Origin of the sequence: Arhodomonas sp. KWT2, from assembly GCF_041949875.1 — a bacterium.
GTDB classification, from domain to species: Bacteria; Pseudomonadota; Gammaproteobacteria; order Nitrococcales; family Nitrococcaceae; genus Arhodomonas; species Arhodomonas aquaeolei.
This window is the reverse complement of sequence record NZ_JBHFPQ010000050.1, coordinates 1-15,828: the sequence shown is the minus strand read 5'-3', so window position 1 is coordinate 15,828 and position 15,828 is coordinate 1. Positions and strand designations below refer to the sequence as shown.

Sequence of the window (15,828 nt, the reverse complement as noted above, 5' to 3'; positions counted from 1 at the left end):
GTGTTCAGACTGCTGACGTCGAGCATCCGCAACAAGCTGCTGCTCAATACCGGCCTGGGTACCGGGCTGACCCTGGGCGCTGCGCTGTTTGCCATGGCCGTGGCCTGGCAGGGCCTGCAGACCTATCGCGGGCTGCTCGACAGCTCCCTGGTCACCCAGGCCGATATCAGCTCTCTGAATCAGGATCTGGACCGTCAGCTTCTTGCCTGGAAGGACATCATGCTTCTCGGTGCCGACCCTGCGCGTGAGAAGGCGGAGGCCCGGTTCCGCAAGCAGGGTGACTCCATCGAGGAGGACAGCAAGGCGCTGATCTCCCGTCTCGACGGCATGCCAGAAGTGCGGGCCTTGCTGAAACGCTTCCGTTCCGAGTACGCGGAGATGCGCAGCGGCTACGATGAGGCGCTGCAGGTCTTCGTCGACTCCGGGTATATGCGTCTGACGGCGCGTGCGATGGTGGACGGGTTGGCCGAGCAACCGCGGCAGACCCTGGTCCAGGTCCAGGACCGGGTGGACGAGCGGCTGCAGGGCATGGCCCAGGAGACCGCGGCGTCGACGATGCGCAACTTCATGATCACGCTCGTCCTGATCGCGATCGCGGTGCTGGTCGCGTTTGCGGTCTTCCTGTTTCTCCTGCGCCGCAGTATCACGCGCCCCGCCGGCGAGCTGGTGGAAGGGCTCCAGGCGATGGCGGCCGGGGATTTCACCCGGCCGGTGGAGCGTCATACCCAGGATGAGCTCGGGCGGGTCGCCGAGGCCGCGGAACGCCTGCGCACCGATGTCGGCGAGCTGGTTGGAGAGGTCCGCGGGGCGGTCGCCCGGCTGGGCGAGTCCGCCGAGCAGACGGCGGCACTGGCGGAGCATAATCGCACCGCGATCACGACCCAGCGCGAGGAGACCAGCCAGGTCGCCACCGCCATGAACGAGATGAACGCCACCGTGCAGGAAGTGGCCCGGAATGCGGGCGAGGCGGCCGAGTCCGCGGCGTCTGCGTCACGGGATTCCGAGAACGGGCGTGGCGTGGTGGAGACCACGGTATCCCGCATGGATCAGCTGGCCGAGCGTATCGACGAGGCGGGTACGGCGGTGGAGCAGCTCGACCAGCACAGCACGGCCATCGGCTCGGTGCTGGATGTCATCCGCGATATCGCCGAGCAGACCAATCTGCTGGCCCTCAACGCCGCCATCGAGGCGGCCCGGGCCGGCGAGCAGGGCCGTGGTTTCGCCGTGGTCGCCGAGGAAGTGCGGGCGCTGGCGCGTCGCACCGCGGAGTCCACGGATCAGATCCAGCGCACGATCGAGGAGCTGCAGTCGGGTAGCCGGCGGAGCGTGGAGCTGATGGGGGAGAGCCGCGGTGCCGCGGGCGAGGTCGTGGAGCAGGCCCGCGAGGCCGGGGCGGCGTTGCAGCGGATCGCCGAGGGTGTGCAGCGCATCAACGAGATGAACGACCAGATCGCCAGTGCCGCTGAAGAGCAGAGCGCGACCACCGATGAGATGAACCGCAGTATCTCCAATATCGCCCAGGTGGCCGACGACAGTGCCGAGACCGCCGGCGAGACGACCCGCGCCAGCGAGTCGCTCCAGCGCCTGGCCGACGAGCTGGATGAGCTCGTCCGCCGTTTCCGGATCAGTGCTGCTCGATGACCAGTACCCGGCCCTCGTGCCGGAGGTTTACCCGCCCGAGAAACGACATCCCCAGTAGCGGCGTGCTCGGCGCGCCGCCGGGGAGCACCATCCCGTCGACCCCCTGGACCACCACCTCGCCGAGGCGTACCCGATCGAAGGTGACCCGCCAGCCGGTGGTGGCGCCGGAAGCGGTATTGACCCGTATGCGGGTCCCGCTTTCCTGGTAATCCAGCCCCATGCCGTCCGCCATGGCCGCGTTGATCGCTACCATATCGGCACCGGTGTCCACCAGGAAGCGCACGGGGCGGCCATTGATGCGGCCGTTGCTCATGTAGCGCCCGCGGGTGTCCGGTGACAGCCGCATCTGGCGGGGGGTGGTGGCGGCGTATGTGCCGCCGGCACGGCTGGTGAGGCTCAGTCGACGGCGCTGGCCGTCGATACTGATGACCGCGGCCTTGGGGGTGGCGTCGATGAGGCGCACACCGCGGGGACCGGTCGTGCCCTCGGAGAGCACGACCCGGGTGCCGTCGATCTCCAGCAATGCCTTGCCGGGGAACAGGGCGCGGACCTGCACGTCCGGAGGGGCGGCTGCGGCGACGGTGCATGCCATGACGGCGGTGGCCGCCGCAGTGCGCAGCCATACCCGGAGGGTGAGCCGCGCATGCCGTGCCCGGCGGCGTCCGGATTGGATGGGTACGTGATTCAACACCGGCGACTCCCTGTGGTGATGAGGTGTGCGTGGCGCTCCAGCCGGGGTTCAGCATACTAAGCCGGCTATTGCGATTGCCACCTCCAGAATCGTGCCGATGCCCGACCCGGCTGCGAATCCCAGCCTCTGGCCGTCCGCCCGGTGTCGGCAGCCTCCGAGTAGCCGACCTACGGGATGCGTCGCGCGCCTTCGGCGCATGCCCTGTGCGATTGCCCGGCGGAAGAAACCGCCCCGGCAGGGGAAGCCCGGCCGGGGCGGTGACGGGTCGTGAGGTGTGTCGGCGGGTTACTCGCCGCGGAAGCGCCCCACGAGCTCGCGGAGGCGGTTGCTCATGGCCGCGAGCTCTTCGCCCGCGCTCTTGAGCTGATCCATGGCGTTGACCGATTCCTCGACCACCGAGCCGACCTGCGAGACGCTCTGGTTGATGCTCTCGCTGGTGGCGGTCTGCTCCTCGGCGGCGCCGGCGATCTGCGTGTTCATCTCGGTCATCTGGTTGATGCCCTTGCTGATGCTGCTGAACGAGTCGCCGGCCTCGGCGGCCTTGTCCACGGTCTCCTGGGCGCGGCTGCGGCTGCTGTCCATGGCGGTGGCCGCGTCCTCCGCGCCGTTCTGCACCCGCTCGATGATCGACTGGATCTCGCCGGTGGATTCCTGGGTGCGCTGGGCGAGGGTGCGGACCTCCTCGGCGACCACCGCGAAGCCGCGACCCTGCTCGCCGGCGCGGGCCGCCTCGATGGCGGCGTTGAGCGCGAGCAGGTTGGTCTGCTCCGCCACCTCGCGGATGACGTCGAGCACCGTGGAGATGTTGCCCGCCTCGTCGCGCAGGGTCATTACCTTCTGCGCCGCGGACTCCACTTCCGAGGCGAGCCCGTCAATGGCCTCCACCGTATCCTGCACGACCTTGCGGCCACGCTCGCCCTCGTCGGAGACGGATTCCGCGCTCTTCGCCGCCTCGGCGGTGTTGCGCGCGATCTCCTGCGCCGTGGCCGCCATCTCGTTCATCGCGGTGGCGACCTGATCGATCTCCGAGCGCTGGCGCTGGACACCCTCATCGGTGCTCTGGGTGACCGCCGTGAGCTCCTCGGAGGCGCTCGCCAGGCTTGTGGTTTCCTGCTTGATACCGCGCACGACGCCCTGTAGCGCGCCGAGGAAACCGTTCACCGCGGCGATGAACTCCCCGACCTCGTCGTTCTTGCCGGCGTCCAGGCGGCGGGAGAGGTCCGCGTCGCCGTTTTCCATGCTGGTGAGCAGCCCGGTGATCTGCTCCTGGCCGCGCTTGATCGGGCGCACGATGCCGCGGGTGATCAGCAGCGCGAGCAGCAACCCGCCGATAACGGCCGCAGCCAGTACGCCGGAGGTCACCAGGGAGGCCTGCTGGGCACGGCCCTGGGCGCCTTTCGCCACGTCGGCCAGATCGTCGAACGTGCTGTCCTGCAGCGCGCGGGCGGCCTTCGCCATGGACTTGCCGAGCGGATCAAGGGTGTCGTCCCTGGCGGTCCCGATGGCATTCAGACGGGAGGCGAGCCCCTTGGCGGTCTCGTGATATTCCGTCAGGCCGTCACGGGCCTGCTTCACGAGCTCCTCCTGGTGGTCGCCGAGCACGTAGGTGGACAGGCGCTCGATGCCCTTCGCCGTTTCCTCGGCGAGCTGGTTCGTTTCCTTCTTCAGGGCCGGGTCCTGGTTGTTCACGTACTGCCGGGTGGTGGCCCGGAGCTGGTTGAACAGTCCGAGGGTGGACTGGGCCTGGTAAGCGAGGAGATAGTCGTTGGAACCGGTGCCCGCCTCCGCCAGCTCCTGGAGCGGGGCATTGATGCCGGAAGCGGTATCGCCGAGCTTGGTGGCGATCTCGTTGATGCCCGTCGCCGCCTGCTCGATCTTCGTCTCGAAGACCTTCTCGTAGCGCCCGTGCTGCTCGGCGAGCTGGTCGACGAGGTCCTGGCGCTCGGTGTTCTCGATCAGGCCCTGGGCGCGTTTGACCGCCGCGTCGAACTCCTCGCCGAACTGGGAGAACTCCTTCGCCATCTGCGGATCGCGGGAGGTGATGTAGGCATCCAGGCGCAGGCGCTGGCGGTACAGGGAGCTCAGCATGTCCGTGGCGACGGCGGTGTTCGGCACGAGCGTCTCGGTGACATCCGTCATCTGGGAGTCGACGCTGCGGAAACCGTTGACCGCTACCACGCCGACGATCACGAACAGCGCCAGTATCAGCGCCGGTGCCGCCATTACCTTGGCCGTAAGGCCCATCCTGCGGTTGCGCAGGCCCTTGCGCGTTGCGCCCCTCTCGGTGGCTTCACTGCGTTTTGACTGCTTCATTGTTGCCCCGCCGTTCCGTGAAACATAGCCTTCCCCGTTCGTATCGGCACGGCCGCGGGCGACTTGACCGGCGTACCGGAGCCGGTCGGGGGTGAACGCCGCGCGCGCCGTGTTGTCCGCATCTGCGGGGTACCGGCGTGATCGCGCCGGATATTAGCATGACGTCAGTCAAGGATCGGGCTCCGGCGCCGATACCCTTGAGTGAAAGCGGGGCGAAGTCCTCGCCATGCACTGGCAGCATCGGGGACACATAGCGGATGGATCTGGCGACGCTGATCGGTCTAATCGGGGCGACGGGCGTGATCACGATGGCCATCGTCGTGGGCGGCGATGCGGCGATCTTTCTCAACGTCCCTTCGCTGCTGATCGTGGTCTCCGGCGCTCTGCTCGCGACACTGATCAAGTTCCCCCTGAGTCAGTTCCTCGGGGCGTTCAAGTCGGTGGGAAGGGCGTTCAAGTATCGTAGCGACGATCCGCGCCGGCTGATCGAGCAGACCGTCGACCTCGCCCAGGTGGCGCGCAAGGAAGGGCTGCTGGCGCTGGAGAACTACGAGGTGGACAACCCGTTCCTGCAGCAGGGCGTTCAGCTGCTTGCCGATGGCCACGAGCCCGAATTCGTCAAGAAGGTGCTCGGCCAGGAGATCGACCTCAGCATCGAGCGTGCCGAGCGTGGGGAGAACGTCTTCCGTGCCCTCGGGGACGTGGCGCCGGCGATGGGCATGATCGGCACGCTGATCGGGCTCGTGCAGATGCTCTCCAATATGGACGATCCCAAGAAGATCGGTCCGGCCATGGCCATCGCGTTGCTCACCACGCTCTACGGTGCGGTTATTGCCAACGCCATCGCCCTGCCGCTGGCCGACAAGCTCGCCGCGCGTAATACCGAGGAACGGCTCAACCGGACCCTCATCCTGGAGGGGCTGATTTCGATCCAGGAGGGCCTGAATCCGCGGGTCATCGAGGAGCTGCTCAAGACCTACCTGCCGACGAGCCAGCGCCAGGACGCCACCGACGAGGCGGCGTAGGCGATGATCGGGGACGCGCCGACACGACGGCAGAAACGCCAGGCGATGCCGCCGGGGGCGCCGCAGTGGATGGCGACCTTCGCGGACCTGGCGACGATCCTCCTGTCCTTTTTCGTGCTGCTGCTCTCGTTCTCCGAGATGGACGTGGAGAAGTACAAGCAGGTGGCCGGATCGATGCGCAACGCCTTCGGCGTGCAGCGCATCGAGTTCGCCTCCGACGTGCCCAAGGGGACGAGCTTCGTGCAGCAGGAGTTCGAGACCGGCCAGCCGCAGAAGACCTCCATTGACCGTTTGCGTCAGATTACCAGCTCCGCCCAGCGCCGAAACCTGACGCGGCTCGACGAGCAACTGCCTATCCCGGTCGAGGAGCGCCAACGAGGCCTCAAGGAACAGGCACAGGCCAAGCAGAACGCCAGGGTGGAGGAAAACCTCAAACGCCTGCGGGCACTGCTCGCCGAGGAGATCAAGCAGGGGCTGGTCGAGGTCAAGCGTGCGGGCACGCGTATCATCATACGTATACGTGAGCGGGGCTCGTTCCCCACCGGCTCGGACCGCCTCATAAAGCCGTTCAAGCCCGTGGTCGAGAAGATCGCCACGGCGCTGGGGGAGACCGCCGGCGGGGTCACTGTGGCGGGGCACACGGACAACGTGCCGATAGACAACGACCGTTTCCGCTCGAACTGGGCGCTGTCAGCGGCTCGTGCGGTGACGATGTACCATCGCCTGGTGACCGCGGCCGATCTCGATCCGAAGCGGTTCACCGTGGAGGGGCACGCCGATACCCGTCCCGTGGCGTCCAACGATACGCCCGAAGGCCGTGCACAGAACCGGCGGGTCGAGGTGATTCTCGAGCATGGTGGCAGCGGAGAGATCGAGCGCAGCATTGATGCCCTGCTCGGACTCAAGGGAGGAGGGAAGCCGGATGAGCCATCATCAACCACCGGACAGTGACGAACGGCGCGCGCACTTCCGTGTACCGGATACGCTGCTCCTCGACTACGAGCCAATAGACGAGGGGCAGATGGAGTCGCGCCGCGAGGAGATGGCGGGGCGCTGGCCGAATGCCTTCATGCTGGCCAGCCGCCTGCACGAGATCCGCGAGGGGGCGACGGTGCTCCGACGCCACGCCCGCCAGGAATCCGCCGTTTTCTCCAAGCTCGTGGATACCCTGGATCAGAGCATCGACCTCCTCGCCGAGACGCTGGCCGTCCAGGCGTTCGGCAACCGGGTCGCCAAGGTGACGGACGTCAACATCGGTGCCGGCGGGATGGATTTCATAAGCTCCGACGGCGCGCTGCCACCGGGCTCCATCCTTGATTTGCGCATGCTCTTCCATTCAACCGGTGCGGGGCTGCGTATGTTCGGCCGCGTGCGCCATTGCGACCGTGTCGCAACCGGAGGACACCGGCTCGGCATTGAGTTCGAGTTTGCCCGCGAGCACGACCGGGAGCTGCTGGTGCATCTGATGCTGCGCCGCGAGGCCCAGCTGCTGCGTGAGGAGCGAGGAGACTGAGCGTCAGGTCTTGCGCAGGAGCTCGCGCTGTAACGAGAGCACGAGGCCCTGGAGGCGGTCGCGGTCCGCGTGCGTGAAGTCCTGGAATTCGGCGCCGAAGCGGTAACGCTTTCGCTGCCGGTCGTATTCGAGGTAACGGATCTCCACCCGCGCGTCCAGTGGCTGGCTGTCGTGCAGGGCGATGTGGCAGTCGTACTGGTTATGCGGCTCGGGCTCCGGGCCCTTGATCACGTAGGCGCCGATGCCGCCGGCGGAGAGGTCGCAGAGCTGTATATCGGTATCCGGGGCGTCCTCGCCGCCGGACAGTGTGCAGTGCTGCTGGCGGGTCAGCGGGACGGGCACGCGCACGAAGCGTCGGCGCTGATTGTAGACGATCTCCTCGGGGTAGCCGGCCACGTAGTAGTAGATGCCATCGGCCAGGCCGATCTCCTGGACAGTGACCGTGAACCGGGTGTCGACACCGAGGGTCCGGCTGACGACGCGCAGCTCGGTGCCGATCTCGATGCGGTCGTGGCCGCGTCGGGGTTTGAGCTCGTCGAGGGTCAGCCGGCGGCTCTGGGGGTCGACGTAGAGCAGCGCGCTGCGGAAGGGCGTGCCCCGTTCCGGCAGGTGGACGTCCAGAAGGTTGCGGGATTCGTGGAGGCGGCGGAGGATTCCGGTCTTCTGCCCGGGGTTGCGTATGATTTCCGGTTCCTCATAGGGCGCCGCGTTCGTCATACCGCTTTTTTCCCCACCGTCAGGCGCTGGTTCGCAGGCGCCCGGATCCGGACGCCGTTCCCCCGCCGGGACCGTAGGTCTCCCCGTCGCGCTCGCGGCCGGTCAGCAGCGCGACTTCCTCGCCGACGGTCTCGAGCACCCGCGCGATGGCAATGCCGTTGCGCTCGTTGCGGCGGTTAACGCGCGCGAGGGTATCGCGCAGCGCCTGCCACTCGGTTTGCAGGGCCGAGTCGGCGTCCTCGCCCGGGGGGACCGGTTCGGGGCAGGTGTCGATTGCCTCGAACAGCCGCAGCTTCTCCTGGGCGGTGGCCTCGATGGTCGCGGCATCGGCACGCGCGGTGATTTCCGCGTGCTCGCGCTCGAGCACTGCATCGAGTTCGTCGACAAGCCCGCGGAGGGTGCGCAATCCGTCAAGCGTCAATGTGCCGTCAGCCATCGCTCAGCAGTTGCTCGAAGTCCGCGAAGCGCTGGGCGATGCGGTCCGCGTCCAGCGGGTACTCCCCTCGCGAGATGCGATCGCGGAGATCCTGGACACGGTTGCTGTCCACTTCCGGCGTGTTATCGATAGACTCACGCACCGCCTGCAGGCGGCTGGATTCGCTGGTGCTGTCACTCTGCGGGGCCGCGGTCGCGGCGGACGGGCGGCTGTCGGTATCCTCATGCGAGCCGGTCCGTGCCGTGCCGTTCCTGCTACCCGTCGGGTAACTGCCGGGCGGGCGCGGGCCGTTGTCGATGGGGTTGCTCATGTTCCCTGCTCCTCGATTATCCAGACCTGCCTCTGCAGGAGTTAGCGGCCGGATTTCCGCGAACTTTAGCAGCTCGCGGGGTGAATGTCCGTTGTCAGCGCTCAGTAGTTGACGCGCATGCGCCCGCGCGCGATGACCTCGCCCTCGACGACACGCTCGGAAGAGAGATTGCGGGCACGTATCCGTTCGCCTCGGGTGCCGTCCTCCAGGGCGCGCCCCTGCATGCTGACCTTCACCGGGCCGTTGCCGGCCTGGATAAGCAGGGTATCGCCGCGGCGCACGAGTGTCGGGCGGGTCAGCTGACCGGCGTCGATTACCGTACCCGGTTGCAGCGACCGCTGTGTCTGCAGCCCGATCAGGCCCTTCGGGTCGGTATAGTACTCGCCCCGGAGCCTCGTGGTGGTGCGCCGGGCCGTGCGCAGGTCTTCGGCATCGAGCCGGCTGCCGCGGGGGACGGGCCGGGCCGCGACGACGACCTCGATGCTGCGCACCACCCGGGTCGGGACGTAGACCTTCCAGGGGGAGGGACCCGGGCAGCGAACCCGGACCACGAGCCGCTCGCTGCCCTCCCGCCGGTTGGGAGCGTCGGCAGCCAGGGCCTCGCCGCAGGCCGGTAGCCGCAGGCGCTCGTCGAGCCGGTCGATTTCCACGCGCTCCAGCTGTCCGGCATCGCCGTCGAGCTCGTTGACGAAGGCCTGTACGCTCGTGCGTATCTCCGCCAGCGACTGGGTCGGGCGAGCCTGGGCCGCGGGCAGCACGCTGCCCAGCAGTATCAGTGCGACGATTGCTCGGTAGGCCATCGTGGGTCCGTATCGTTCCTGTGTCCGCCCTCGTGCTTGCAGAATCCGTTCCAGGTGGGTTCAGTCCCGTGGCGGTTGGCCGATAACCATACTGTCCGGTACATCAGTGGAGCCCTGTTCCAGGACGCTAGCGCCATCCGTTACGATGGAGTCGCGAAATCCGGCCCTGTGGCCGGTGAAATGCCCGAGGAGGTCGCGCGTGGCCCTGGAGAGCCGCAAAGACAACAACACGATGGCCGCGGCGGACTACGAGGCGTTCCGGCGCTTTCTCGAGGAGCGCTCGGGCATCATGCTCGGCGAGAACAAGCAGTATCTCGTCACCAGCCGCCTGGCGCCGTTGCTGCGTCGCCATTCCCTCGCCGACCTGGGGGCGTTGGTTCAGCGGCTCCAGTCCGCGGCGGGTCAGCAGCTGCGTACCGAGGTCGTCGACGCGATGACGACCAACGAGACGCAGTGGTTCCGCGATATCTACCCGTTCCGCATCCTCGCCGACCAGCTTTTTCCGGAGTTCGAGCGGCGTGGCAAGCGCCATATCCGGATCTGGTCGGCGGCGTGCTCGTCGGGCCAGGAGGCCTACTCGGTGAGCATGACGCTGTCGGAGTACCAGGCAAAGGGTCGGAATCTTGACGCTACAATCGTCGGTACGGACATCTCCACGCAGATTGTCGGTCGGGCGAAGGCCGCGGAATACAGTGCCAGCGAGATCCGTCGCGGGCTGAGCGAGGAACGCCAGCGACGATATTTCGACGCCGTCGATCAGAACACGTGGCGGGTTCGCCCGGAGGTCACCCGGCGGGTGAGCTTCCGCCAGCACAACCTCCTCGAGGCCTACGGTACCCTCGGCCGGTTCGATCTCATCCTCTGCCGCAACACTCTCATCTACTTCTCCATGCCCACGCGCACGGATCTCATCCGCCGCATGGGGCAGGCCCTGGAGCCCGGCGGCTACCTCATGGTCGGGGCCTCCGAGTCCCTGCCCAGGGAGCTCACGGAATTCGAGATGGTGCGCTGCCATCCCGGCGTGGTGTACCGCCGCAAGGACTGATCGTTTCCGGGTTGATCCGGCCTGTCGCACACGGCCTGCGGCTGTGCCCGGCCCATCTGTTTCGGCCTTGACCCCTTCGGCTGGTGGTGTGAGACCTGCGTCCCGGACGCGGGATTCGGCGAGCCGGGCGGGTAGGTCGTGCGCCGAAGGCGTGCGACGTCGCGGAGGACAGGCCGTCTTCTCGCACACGGCCTGACGGCCGTGCCCGACCTACACGTTTCGACCTGTAACCCTCCGGTGGTCGAGGCGCTCGCGCTAGCTGGCACGTCTGTTGCATCTGCCTGACCCGGAATCATCGCAGGAGGTGACCGGGCATGAGCATCACGATGGATCGGGTTTTCGGCGTCGCTGCCGACGCCCTGCAGGTGCAGTCCGAGCGCACGCAGCTGATAAGCGGCAACATCGCCAACGCCGATACCCCCGGCTACAAGGCGCGGGACATCGATTTCCGCAAGGCCCTGGACGGCGCCGGCGGCGGTGCGCTGGCGCTCGCGCGGACGTCGCCGGCGCATCTCGGTACCGGCGCCGCGGGCACGAGCGCCTCGGTGCAGTACCGCGTGCCTGCCAACCCCTCCCTCGACGGCAACACCGTGGAGGTCCACCGCGAGCAGGCGAAGTTCGCGGAGGCCACCACCCAGTACCAGGCCGCCCTCAGCATGCTCGGTGACGACATCAAGGGCATCATCGGCGCGATCAAGGGGGAGTAGCCCATGTCCATGTTCAATGTCTTCGACGTCGCGGGCTCGGCGATGAGTGCCCAGTCCCTGCGGCTGAATCTCACGGCGAGCAACCTCGCCAACGCCGAGACCACGGCCTCGTCGCCGGAGCAGGCCTACCGGGCGCGCCAGCCGGTCTTCTCGGCGGCGTTGCAGGCGGCCCAGGCACGCGACGGCGACGCCGGTGCGGTGCCGGTGGAGGTGCGCGGCGTGGTCGAGAGCGAGGCACCGGTGCAGGAGCTTTACCGGCCCAACAGCCCGCAGGCCGATAACGAGGGCTATGTCTATCGCTCGAACGTCAACCCGGTCGAGGAGATGGTCAACATGATCTCGGCCTCGCGCTCGTACCAGAACAGCGTCGAGGTGATGTCCACCTCCCGCGATCTGATGCTCCAGACGCTGCGTCTCGGACGCTAAGGAGAACGCCATGACCACGGTGACCGGCACGAGCAGTGCCTCGCAGCAGGCTGCCATGTCGTCCAGCCAGGCAGAGAACGACCGCACGGAGCTCGGCCAGCAGGACTTCCTCAAGCTGATGACCACCCAGCTGCAGAATCAGGACCCGATGAACCCGATGGAGAACGCGGAGTTCATGTCGCAGATGGCCCAGTTCACATCGGCGTCGGGCATCCAGTCCCTGCAGAGCTCGTTCTCCGACTTCCAGTCCTCCATGACCGCCAGCCAGTCGCTGCAGGCGGCCGGCCTGGTCGGCCGCAAGGTCACCGCCGAGAGCGACACGGGGCATCTGCCCCAGGACGGCGAGCTCAGCGGCACCGTGGAGCTGGACGCCGGAGTCGGCAATTTGACGGTATCCATCGTCGACGGTACCGGCACCCGTGTCGCGGAGATGGCGCTCGGCGCCCAGGATGCGGGCTCGGTGGATTTCTCCTGGGACGGCGAGAACGCGAACGGCGAGCGCCTGCCCAGTGGCGATTACCAGGTGGTCGCCGAGACCACCACGACGGACGGGGTGACTACGCAACCGGTACGCATCGCCGGCGAGGTCACCAGCGTTGCCCTGGCGGGCAACGGCCGTACGCCGACACTCACCGTCGACGGCGTGGGCGATATCTCGCTGTCCGATGTACGCAAGGTTCAGTAAGGGGAGGCACAAGGCATGTCTTTCGGAACGGCTCTCACCGGTCTCAAGGCCGCGGCATCGGACCTCGATGTTTCCGGCAACAACGTGGCGAACAGCCAGACGACGGGCTTCAAGTCCTCGCGGACCGAGTTCGCGGATATCTTCGCTTCCAGCAACCTGGGGGTCTCGCAGACCGCGGTGGGGCAGGGCGTGCGCCTGGCCAATACCCGTCAGCAGTTTTCCCAGGGGCAGTTCGACTTCACCGGTCGCAGCCTGGATCTGGCCGTCAACGGCGAGGGGTTCTTCCGCGTGAGCGACGGCGGGGAGACGCAGTACACCCGAAACGGTGCGTTCAGTCTCGACAAGGACGGCTACATCGTCGATGCGAACGGCCGCCAGCTCACCGGTTTCCAGGCGGACGGCGAGGGCAATATCACCGGGGCGCAGGGGCCGCTGCAGGTCAATATCGGCAACGTCGCACCCCAGGCGTCCAACGAGATGCGGTTGTCGGCCAATCTCGACGCCACCGCGGACGCCCTGACCAACCCGTTCGATTCCGGTGATCCCGAGACCTATAACTTCTCCACGTCGACCACCCTGTACGACTCCCAGGGCGGTGATCACCTGACGACGCTGTATTTCCGCAAGACCGGCTCGAATCAGTGGAACGTCCAGGCGACCGTCGATGGGGCCTCCGGTGTCGGGAGTCCTGGCAACGAGATCGACATGGGTACCGTGTCGTTCGACACCCAGGGTCAGCTGACGGCGCCGGCGAACGACACCCTGACGTCGGGCGCGGTCCCGCTAAGCGGCAACGTCGCGGACCTCGATCTCTCGCTGAACGTCGAGGACCTCACCCAGTTCGGCTCCCCCTTCGAGGTCAAGCAGCTGCGCCAGAACGGCTACGCCGCCGGCCAGTTCACCGGCCTGGGCGTCGAGGCGGACGGGCGCATCATCGCGCGCTTCACCAACGGCCAGACCGAGGCGCTGGGGCAGGTGGCACTGGCGCGTTTCCCGGCCCCCGAGCAGCTTCAGCAGGTGGGCGACACGAGCTGGGTGGAGACCTTCCAGTCCGGCACGCCCGTGGTCGCCGCGCCGGGCTCCTCGGGGACGGGATCGCTGGAGCCGGGGGCGCTGGAGCAGTCCAATGTCGACATCACCGAGGAGCTGGTGAGCATGATCACCGCCCAGCGCAACTATCAGGCGAACTCCCAGATGATCTCGACCCAGAACCAGATCACCCAGGAGATCCTCAATATCCGCTCGTGAGCGGTGAGCGTCTGCGCCGCGGCACGCCGGCCGTGCCGGCGGCGCAGGCACAGGCTCGCGCCCGAAGGAGGCAGAGACCATGGATCGCATGGCCTACATCGCGATGGCGGGGGCGAAATACGCCCTCGAACAGCAGCGGGTTACCAGCAACAACCTCGCCAACGCGAACACCACCGGCTTTCGCGCGGACCTGGAGGCACTGACCAGTCGCGACGTTCACGGCCCGGTGCGCCCGAGCCGTGTCTACGGCGTGGAGACGCGCACCGGCAGTGATTTCACCGAGGGGGCGCTGAAGACCACCGGGCGTGACCTGGACGCCGCGATCAGCGGCAACGGCTGGTTCACCGTCCAGGCGGCCGATGGGACCGAGGCCTACACCCGCCGTGGCGACTTCCGCGTCACCCAGGGCGGCCTGCTGGAGACCGGAGCCGGCGAGCTGGTCATGGGGGAGAACGGCCCCGTGGCCATCCCACCGGCGGAGAAGGTCGAGATCGGTCAGGACGGCACCATCAGCGTCGTGCCCAAGGGGCAGAGCGCCAATGCCATGGCGGTGGTTGACCGGCTCAAGCTGGTGGATCCGCCGACCCGGCAGCTGCGCAAGGGCGAGGACGGGCTGTTCCGGCTCGCCGGCGGCGGCACTGCCGATGCCGACGCCGGTGTGAAAGTGGTTTCCGGCGCGCTTGAGTCCAGCAACGTCAATGCCACGGACGCGCTGGTGCAGATGATCGACCATGCCCGCCGCTTCGAGAGCTACATCAAGATGATCGAGACGGCGCGCCAGACGGACGAGGCCGGACAGCGACTGCTGCGCAGCGGCGGCTGATGCGGCATGAGAGTTGCAACGGTTTAGCCACGACGGGATCGATGCGCGCGGATACGCGCGGGAGGAATGAACCATGAATCCGGCACTCTGGGTGGCCAAGACGGGGATGGACGCGCAGCAGACGCGGATGTCCGTGGTCTCCAATAACCTGGCCAACGTGAACACCACCGGCTTCAAGCAGGACCGGGCGAAGTTCGAGGACCTCGTCTACCAGACCGTCCGCCAGGCCGGCGGCCAGACCACGCAGGACGCGCAGCTGCCCTCCGGGCTGATGGTCGGGACCGGCGTGCGCGTGGCCGCCACGGAGAAGATGCACACCCAGGGCAACATCCAGCAGACGGGGAACGCCCTGGACATGGCCATCAACGGGGACGGCTTCTTCCAGGTGCTGCAGCCCGACGGCACGATCGCCTACACCCGGGACGGCTCGTTCCAGGTCGACAGCCAGGGCCAGCTCGTCACCAAGAACGGTCTCTCCGTGGTGCCCAACATCACCATCCCGGACGACGCCCAGAGCGTGACCATCGGCCAGGACGGTACCGTTTCCGTCAAGACCGCCGGCCAGGCCCAGTCCACCCAGGTGGGTACCGTGGAGCTCGCGGGCTTCGTGAACCCCGCCGGGCTCAAGCCCGTCGGTCAGAACCTGTTCGTGGAGACCGGGGCCAGTGGCACGCCGCAGACCGGTACCCCGGGGCTCAACGGCCTGGGGAGTATCCAGCAGGGCTCGCTGGAGAGCTCCAACGTCAACATCGCCGAAGAGCTGGTGAATATGATCGAGACCCAGCGGGCGTTCGAGACCAACACCCGTGCGATCTCCACCACGGACGGCATGCTCCAGTTCATGACCAACAACCTGTAATCACCGCAGGTGGGCGGGGCATTCAACATGACCTTCGAGACAACAGACCGGCCAGAGGCGGATCGAGGGCGCGGGAGCGGGCAGCCGACCGCCTCGCCGGTTCCCGTAGGTCGTGCGCCGAAGGCGTGCGACTTCTCCGATGGCGCCCCGCGGGGCGCCGGGCGTGCCGTGTCGCACACGGCCCGGGATGTCGGTTGCCGGGAGCAGCCGACCTACGGGCAAGGCGTAGCGCAGGTAGGTCGTGCGCCGAAGGCGTGCGACTTCTCCGATGGCGCCCCGCGTGGCGCCGGGCGTGCCGTGTCGCCCACGGCCCGGGACGTCGGCTGCGAGGAGCAGCCGACCTACGGGAAAGGCGTAGCCCCGGTAGGTTGTGCGCCGAAGGCGTGCGACGTCTCCGACGGTGCCCCGCGGGGTGCCGGGCGTGCCGTGTCGCCCACGGCCCGGGATGTCGGCTGCCGGGAGCAGCCGACCTACGGGCAAGGCGTAGCCCAGGTAGGTCGTGCGCCGAAGGCGTGCGACGTCTCCGACGGTGCCCCGCGGGGCGCCGGGCGTGCCGTGTCGCCCACGGCCCGGGATGTCGGCTGCCGGG

17 protein-coding genes are annotated in these 15,828 nt (G+C 67.5%); 11 read left to right on the top strand and 6 right to left on the bottom strand.

From position 1 onward, the window contains the following. The gene (locus ACEZHJ_RS14865; RefSeq protein ID WP_163138556.1) at positions 1-1,641 is read left to right on the top strand and encodes a methyl-accepting chemotaxis protein; all 1,641 of its coding nucleotides are present in this window, start codon (positions 1-3) and stop codon (positions 1,639-1,641) included. Here ACEZHJ_RS14865 and ACEZHJ_RS14860 read toward each other — a convergent pair. Together ACEZHJ_RS14860 and ACEZHJ_RS14855 are read right to left on the bottom strand one after the other, a co-directional pair. Next, positions 1,625-2,329, bottom strand: a complete 705-nt coding sequence (locus tag ACEZHJ_RS14860; RefSeq protein ID WP_163138557.1) for a TIGR02281 family clan AA aspartic protease — start codon at positions 2,327-2,329, stop codon at positions 1,625-1,627. The genes ACEZHJ_RS14865 and ACEZHJ_RS14860 overlap by 17 nt on opposite strands. A gap of 288 nt (positions 2,330-2,617) precedes the next feature. Continuing rightward, positions 2,618-4,645: a methyl-accepting chemotaxis protein gene (locus ACEZHJ_RS14855; RefSeq protein ID WP_163138558.1), complete on the bottom strand. Its 2,028-nt coding sequence runs from the start codon at positions 4,643-4,645 to the stop codon at positions 2,618-2,620. A 257-nt stretch (positions 4,646-4,902) separates the two neighbouring features. Between ACEZHJ_RS14855 and pomA the strand changes: the two genes are divergently transcribed. Genes pomA through ACEZHJ_RS14840 form a run of 3 tightly spaced genes read left to right on the top strand, consistent with a single transcriptional unit; the run spans position 4,903 to position 7,183 of the window. Then, a complete protein-coding gene (gene pomA, locus ACEZHJ_RS14850; protein WP_375036660.1) occupies positions 4,903-5,670 on the top strand; it encodes a flagellar motor protein PomA in 768 nt (255 codons plus the stop codon). A 3-nt stretch (positions 5,671-5,673) separates the two neighbouring features. Continuing rightward, positions 5,674-6,621, top strand: coding sequence for a type VI secretion system protein TssL, long form (gene tssL / locus ACEZHJ_RS14845; protein ID WP_018717337.1), 948 nt, complete (start codon positions 5,674-5,676; stop codon positions 6,619-6,621). Beyond that, positions 6,593-7,183, top strand: a complete 591-nt coding sequence (locus ACEZHJ_RS14840) for a PilZ domain-containing protein (RefSeq protein ID WP_163138560.1) — start codon at positions 6,593-6,595, stop codon at positions 7,181-7,183. The genes tssL and ACEZHJ_RS14840 overlap by 29 nt, the downstream gene beginning before the upstream one ends. A 3-nt stretch (positions 7,184-7,186) precedes the next feature. Here ACEZHJ_RS14840 and ACEZHJ_RS14835 read toward each other — a convergent pair whose 3' ends face one another. The 4 genes from ACEZHJ_RS14835 to flgA all read right to left on the bottom strand — a co-directional run bounded on the left by ACEZHJ_RS14835 (position 7,187) and on the right by flgA (position 9,446). After that, entirely contained in the window at positions 7,187-7,900 is a 714-nt protein-coding gene (locus ACEZHJ_RS14835; protein WP_018717339.1) for a flagellar brake protein, read from the bottom strand. 19 nt (positions 7,901-7,919) lie between these two features. Continuing rightward, entirely contained in the window at positions 7,920-8,336 is a 417-nt protein-coding gene (flgN, locus tag ACEZHJ_RS14830) for a flagellar protein FlgN (protein ID WP_163138561.1), read from the bottom strand. Continuing rightward, entirely contained in the window at positions 8,329-8,646 is a 318-nt protein-coding gene (flgM, locus tag ACEZHJ_RS14825) for a flagellar biosynthesis anti-sigma factor FlgM (RefSeq protein WP_163138562.1), read from the bottom strand. The genes flgN and flgM overlap by 8 nt, the downstream gene beginning before the upstream one ends. A gap of 101 nt (positions 8,647-8,747) precedes the next feature. Beyond that, positions 8,748-9,446 carry a flagellar basal body P-ring formation chaperone FlgA gene (flgA, locus tag ACEZHJ_RS14820; protein WP_375036659.1) on the bottom strand — a complete coding sequence of 233 codons (699 nt, stop codon included), beginning with the start codon at positions 9,444-9,446 and terminating at the stop codon, positions 8,748-8,750. A 199-nt stretch (positions 9,447-9,645) separates the two neighbouring features. Between flgA and ACEZHJ_RS14815 the strand changes: the two genes are divergently transcribed. The 7 genes from ACEZHJ_RS14815 to flgG all read left to right on the top strand — a co-directional run bounded on the left by ACEZHJ_RS14815 (position 9,646) and on the right by flgG (position 15,239). Next, on the top strand, positions 9,646-10,491 hold the full coding sequence (locus ACEZHJ_RS14815; RefSeq protein WP_205599680.1) for a protein-glutamate O-methyltransferase CheR: 846 nt from the start codon (positions 9,646-9,648) through the stop codon (positions 10,489-10,491). Between the two features lie 314 nt (positions 10,492-10,805). Further along, positions 10,806-11,198, top strand: coding sequence for a flagellar basal body rod protein FlgB (flgB, locus tag ACEZHJ_RS14810; RefSeq protein WP_018717344.1), 393 nt, complete (start codon positions 10,806-10,808; stop codon positions 11,196-11,198). Positions 11,199-11,201: 3 nt separating this feature from the next. Further along, positions 11,202-11,624: a flagellar basal body rod protein FlgC gene (flgC, locus tag ACEZHJ_RS14805; protein ID WP_018717345.1), complete on the top strand. Its 423-nt coding sequence runs from the start codon at positions 11,202-11,204 to the stop codon at positions 11,622-11,624. Positions 11,625-11,634: 10 nt separating this feature from the next. Next, complete coding sequence (locus ACEZHJ_RS14800; protein ID WP_018717346.1) at positions 11,635-12,309, top strand: flagellar hook assembly protein FlgD; 675 nt, start codon at positions 11,635-11,637, stop codon at positions 12,307-12,309. 15 nt (positions 12,310-12,324) lie between these two features. Beyond that, a complete protein-coding gene (gene flgE, locus ACEZHJ_RS14795) occupies positions 12,325-13,557 on the top strand; it encodes a flagellar hook protein FlgE (RefSeq protein WP_018717347.1) in 1,233 nt (410 codons plus the stop codon). A 79-nt stretch (positions 13,558-13,636) separates the two neighbouring features. Beyond that, complete coding sequence (gene flgF / locus ACEZHJ_RS14790; protein ID WP_018717348.1) at positions 13,637-14,380, top strand: flagellar basal-body rod protein FlgF; 744 nt, start codon at positions 13,637-13,639, stop codon at positions 14,378-14,380. A 73-nt stretch (positions 14,381-14,453) separates the two neighbouring features. Further along, positions 14,454-15,239 carry a flagellar basal-body rod protein FlgG gene (flgG, locus tag ACEZHJ_RS14785; protein WP_018717349.1) on the top strand — a complete coding sequence of 262 codons (786 nt, stop codon included), beginning with the start codon at positions 14,454-14,456 and terminating at the stop codon, positions 15,237-15,239. Positions 15,240-15,828: the final 589 nt, after the last annotated feature.

Excerpts from the sequence above, each read along its gene's own strand:
- ACEZHJ_RS14855 (WP_163138558.1), bottom strand. The coding sequence starts at position 4,645 with ATGAAGCAGTCAAAACGCAGTGAAGCCACCGAGAGGGGCGCAACGCGC.
- pomA (WP_375036660.1), top strand. The coding sequence starts at position 4,903 with ATGGATCTGGCGACGCTGATCGGTCTAATCGGGGCGACGGGCGTGATC.
- tssL (WP_018717337.1), top strand. The coding sequence starts at position 5,674 with ATGATCGGGGACGCGCCGACACGACGGCAGAAACGCCAGGCGATGCCG.
- ACEZHJ_RS14840 (WP_163138560.1), top strand. The coding sequence starts at position 6,593 with ATGAGCCATCATCAACCACCGGACAGTGACGAACGGCGCGCGCACTTC.
- ACEZHJ_RS14835 (WP_018717339.1), bottom strand. The coding sequence starts at position 7,900 with ATGACGAACGCGGCGCCCTATGAGGAACCGGAAATCATACGCAACCCC.
- flgN (WP_163138561.1), bottom strand. The coding sequence starts at position 8,336 with ATGGCTGACGGCACATTGACGCTTGACGGATTGCGCACCCTCCGCGGG.
- flgM (WP_163138562.1), bottom strand. The coding sequence starts at position 8,646 with ATGAGCAACCCCATCGACAACGGCCCGCGCCCGCCCGGCAGTTACCCG.
- flgA (WP_375036659.1), bottom strand. The coding sequence starts at position 9,446 with ATGGCCTACCGAGCAATCGTCGCACTGATACTGCTGGGCAGCGTGCTG.
- flgB (WP_018717344.1), top strand. The coding sequence starts at position 10,806 with ATGAGCATCACGATGGATCGGGTTTTCGGCGTCGCTGCCGACGCCCTG.
- flgC (WP_018717345.1), top strand. The coding sequence starts at position 11,202 with ATGTCCATGTTCAATGTCTTCGACGTCGCGGGCTCGGCGATGAGTGCC.
- ACEZHJ_RS14800 (WP_018717346.1), top strand. The coding sequence starts at position 11,635 with ATGACCACGGTGACCGGCACGAGCAGTGCCTCGCAGCAGGCTGCCATG.
- flgE (WP_018717347.1), top strand. The coding sequence starts at position 12,325 with ATGTCTTTCGGAACGGCTCTCACCGGTCTCAAGGCCGCGGCATCGGAC.
- flgF (WP_018717348.1), top strand. The coding sequence starts at position 13,637 with ATGGATCGCATGGCCTACATCGCGATGGCGGGGGCGAAATACGCCCTC.
- flgG (WP_018717349.1), top strand. The coding sequence starts at position 14,454 with ATGAATCCGGCACTCTGGGTGGCCAAGACGGGGATGGACGCGCAGCAG.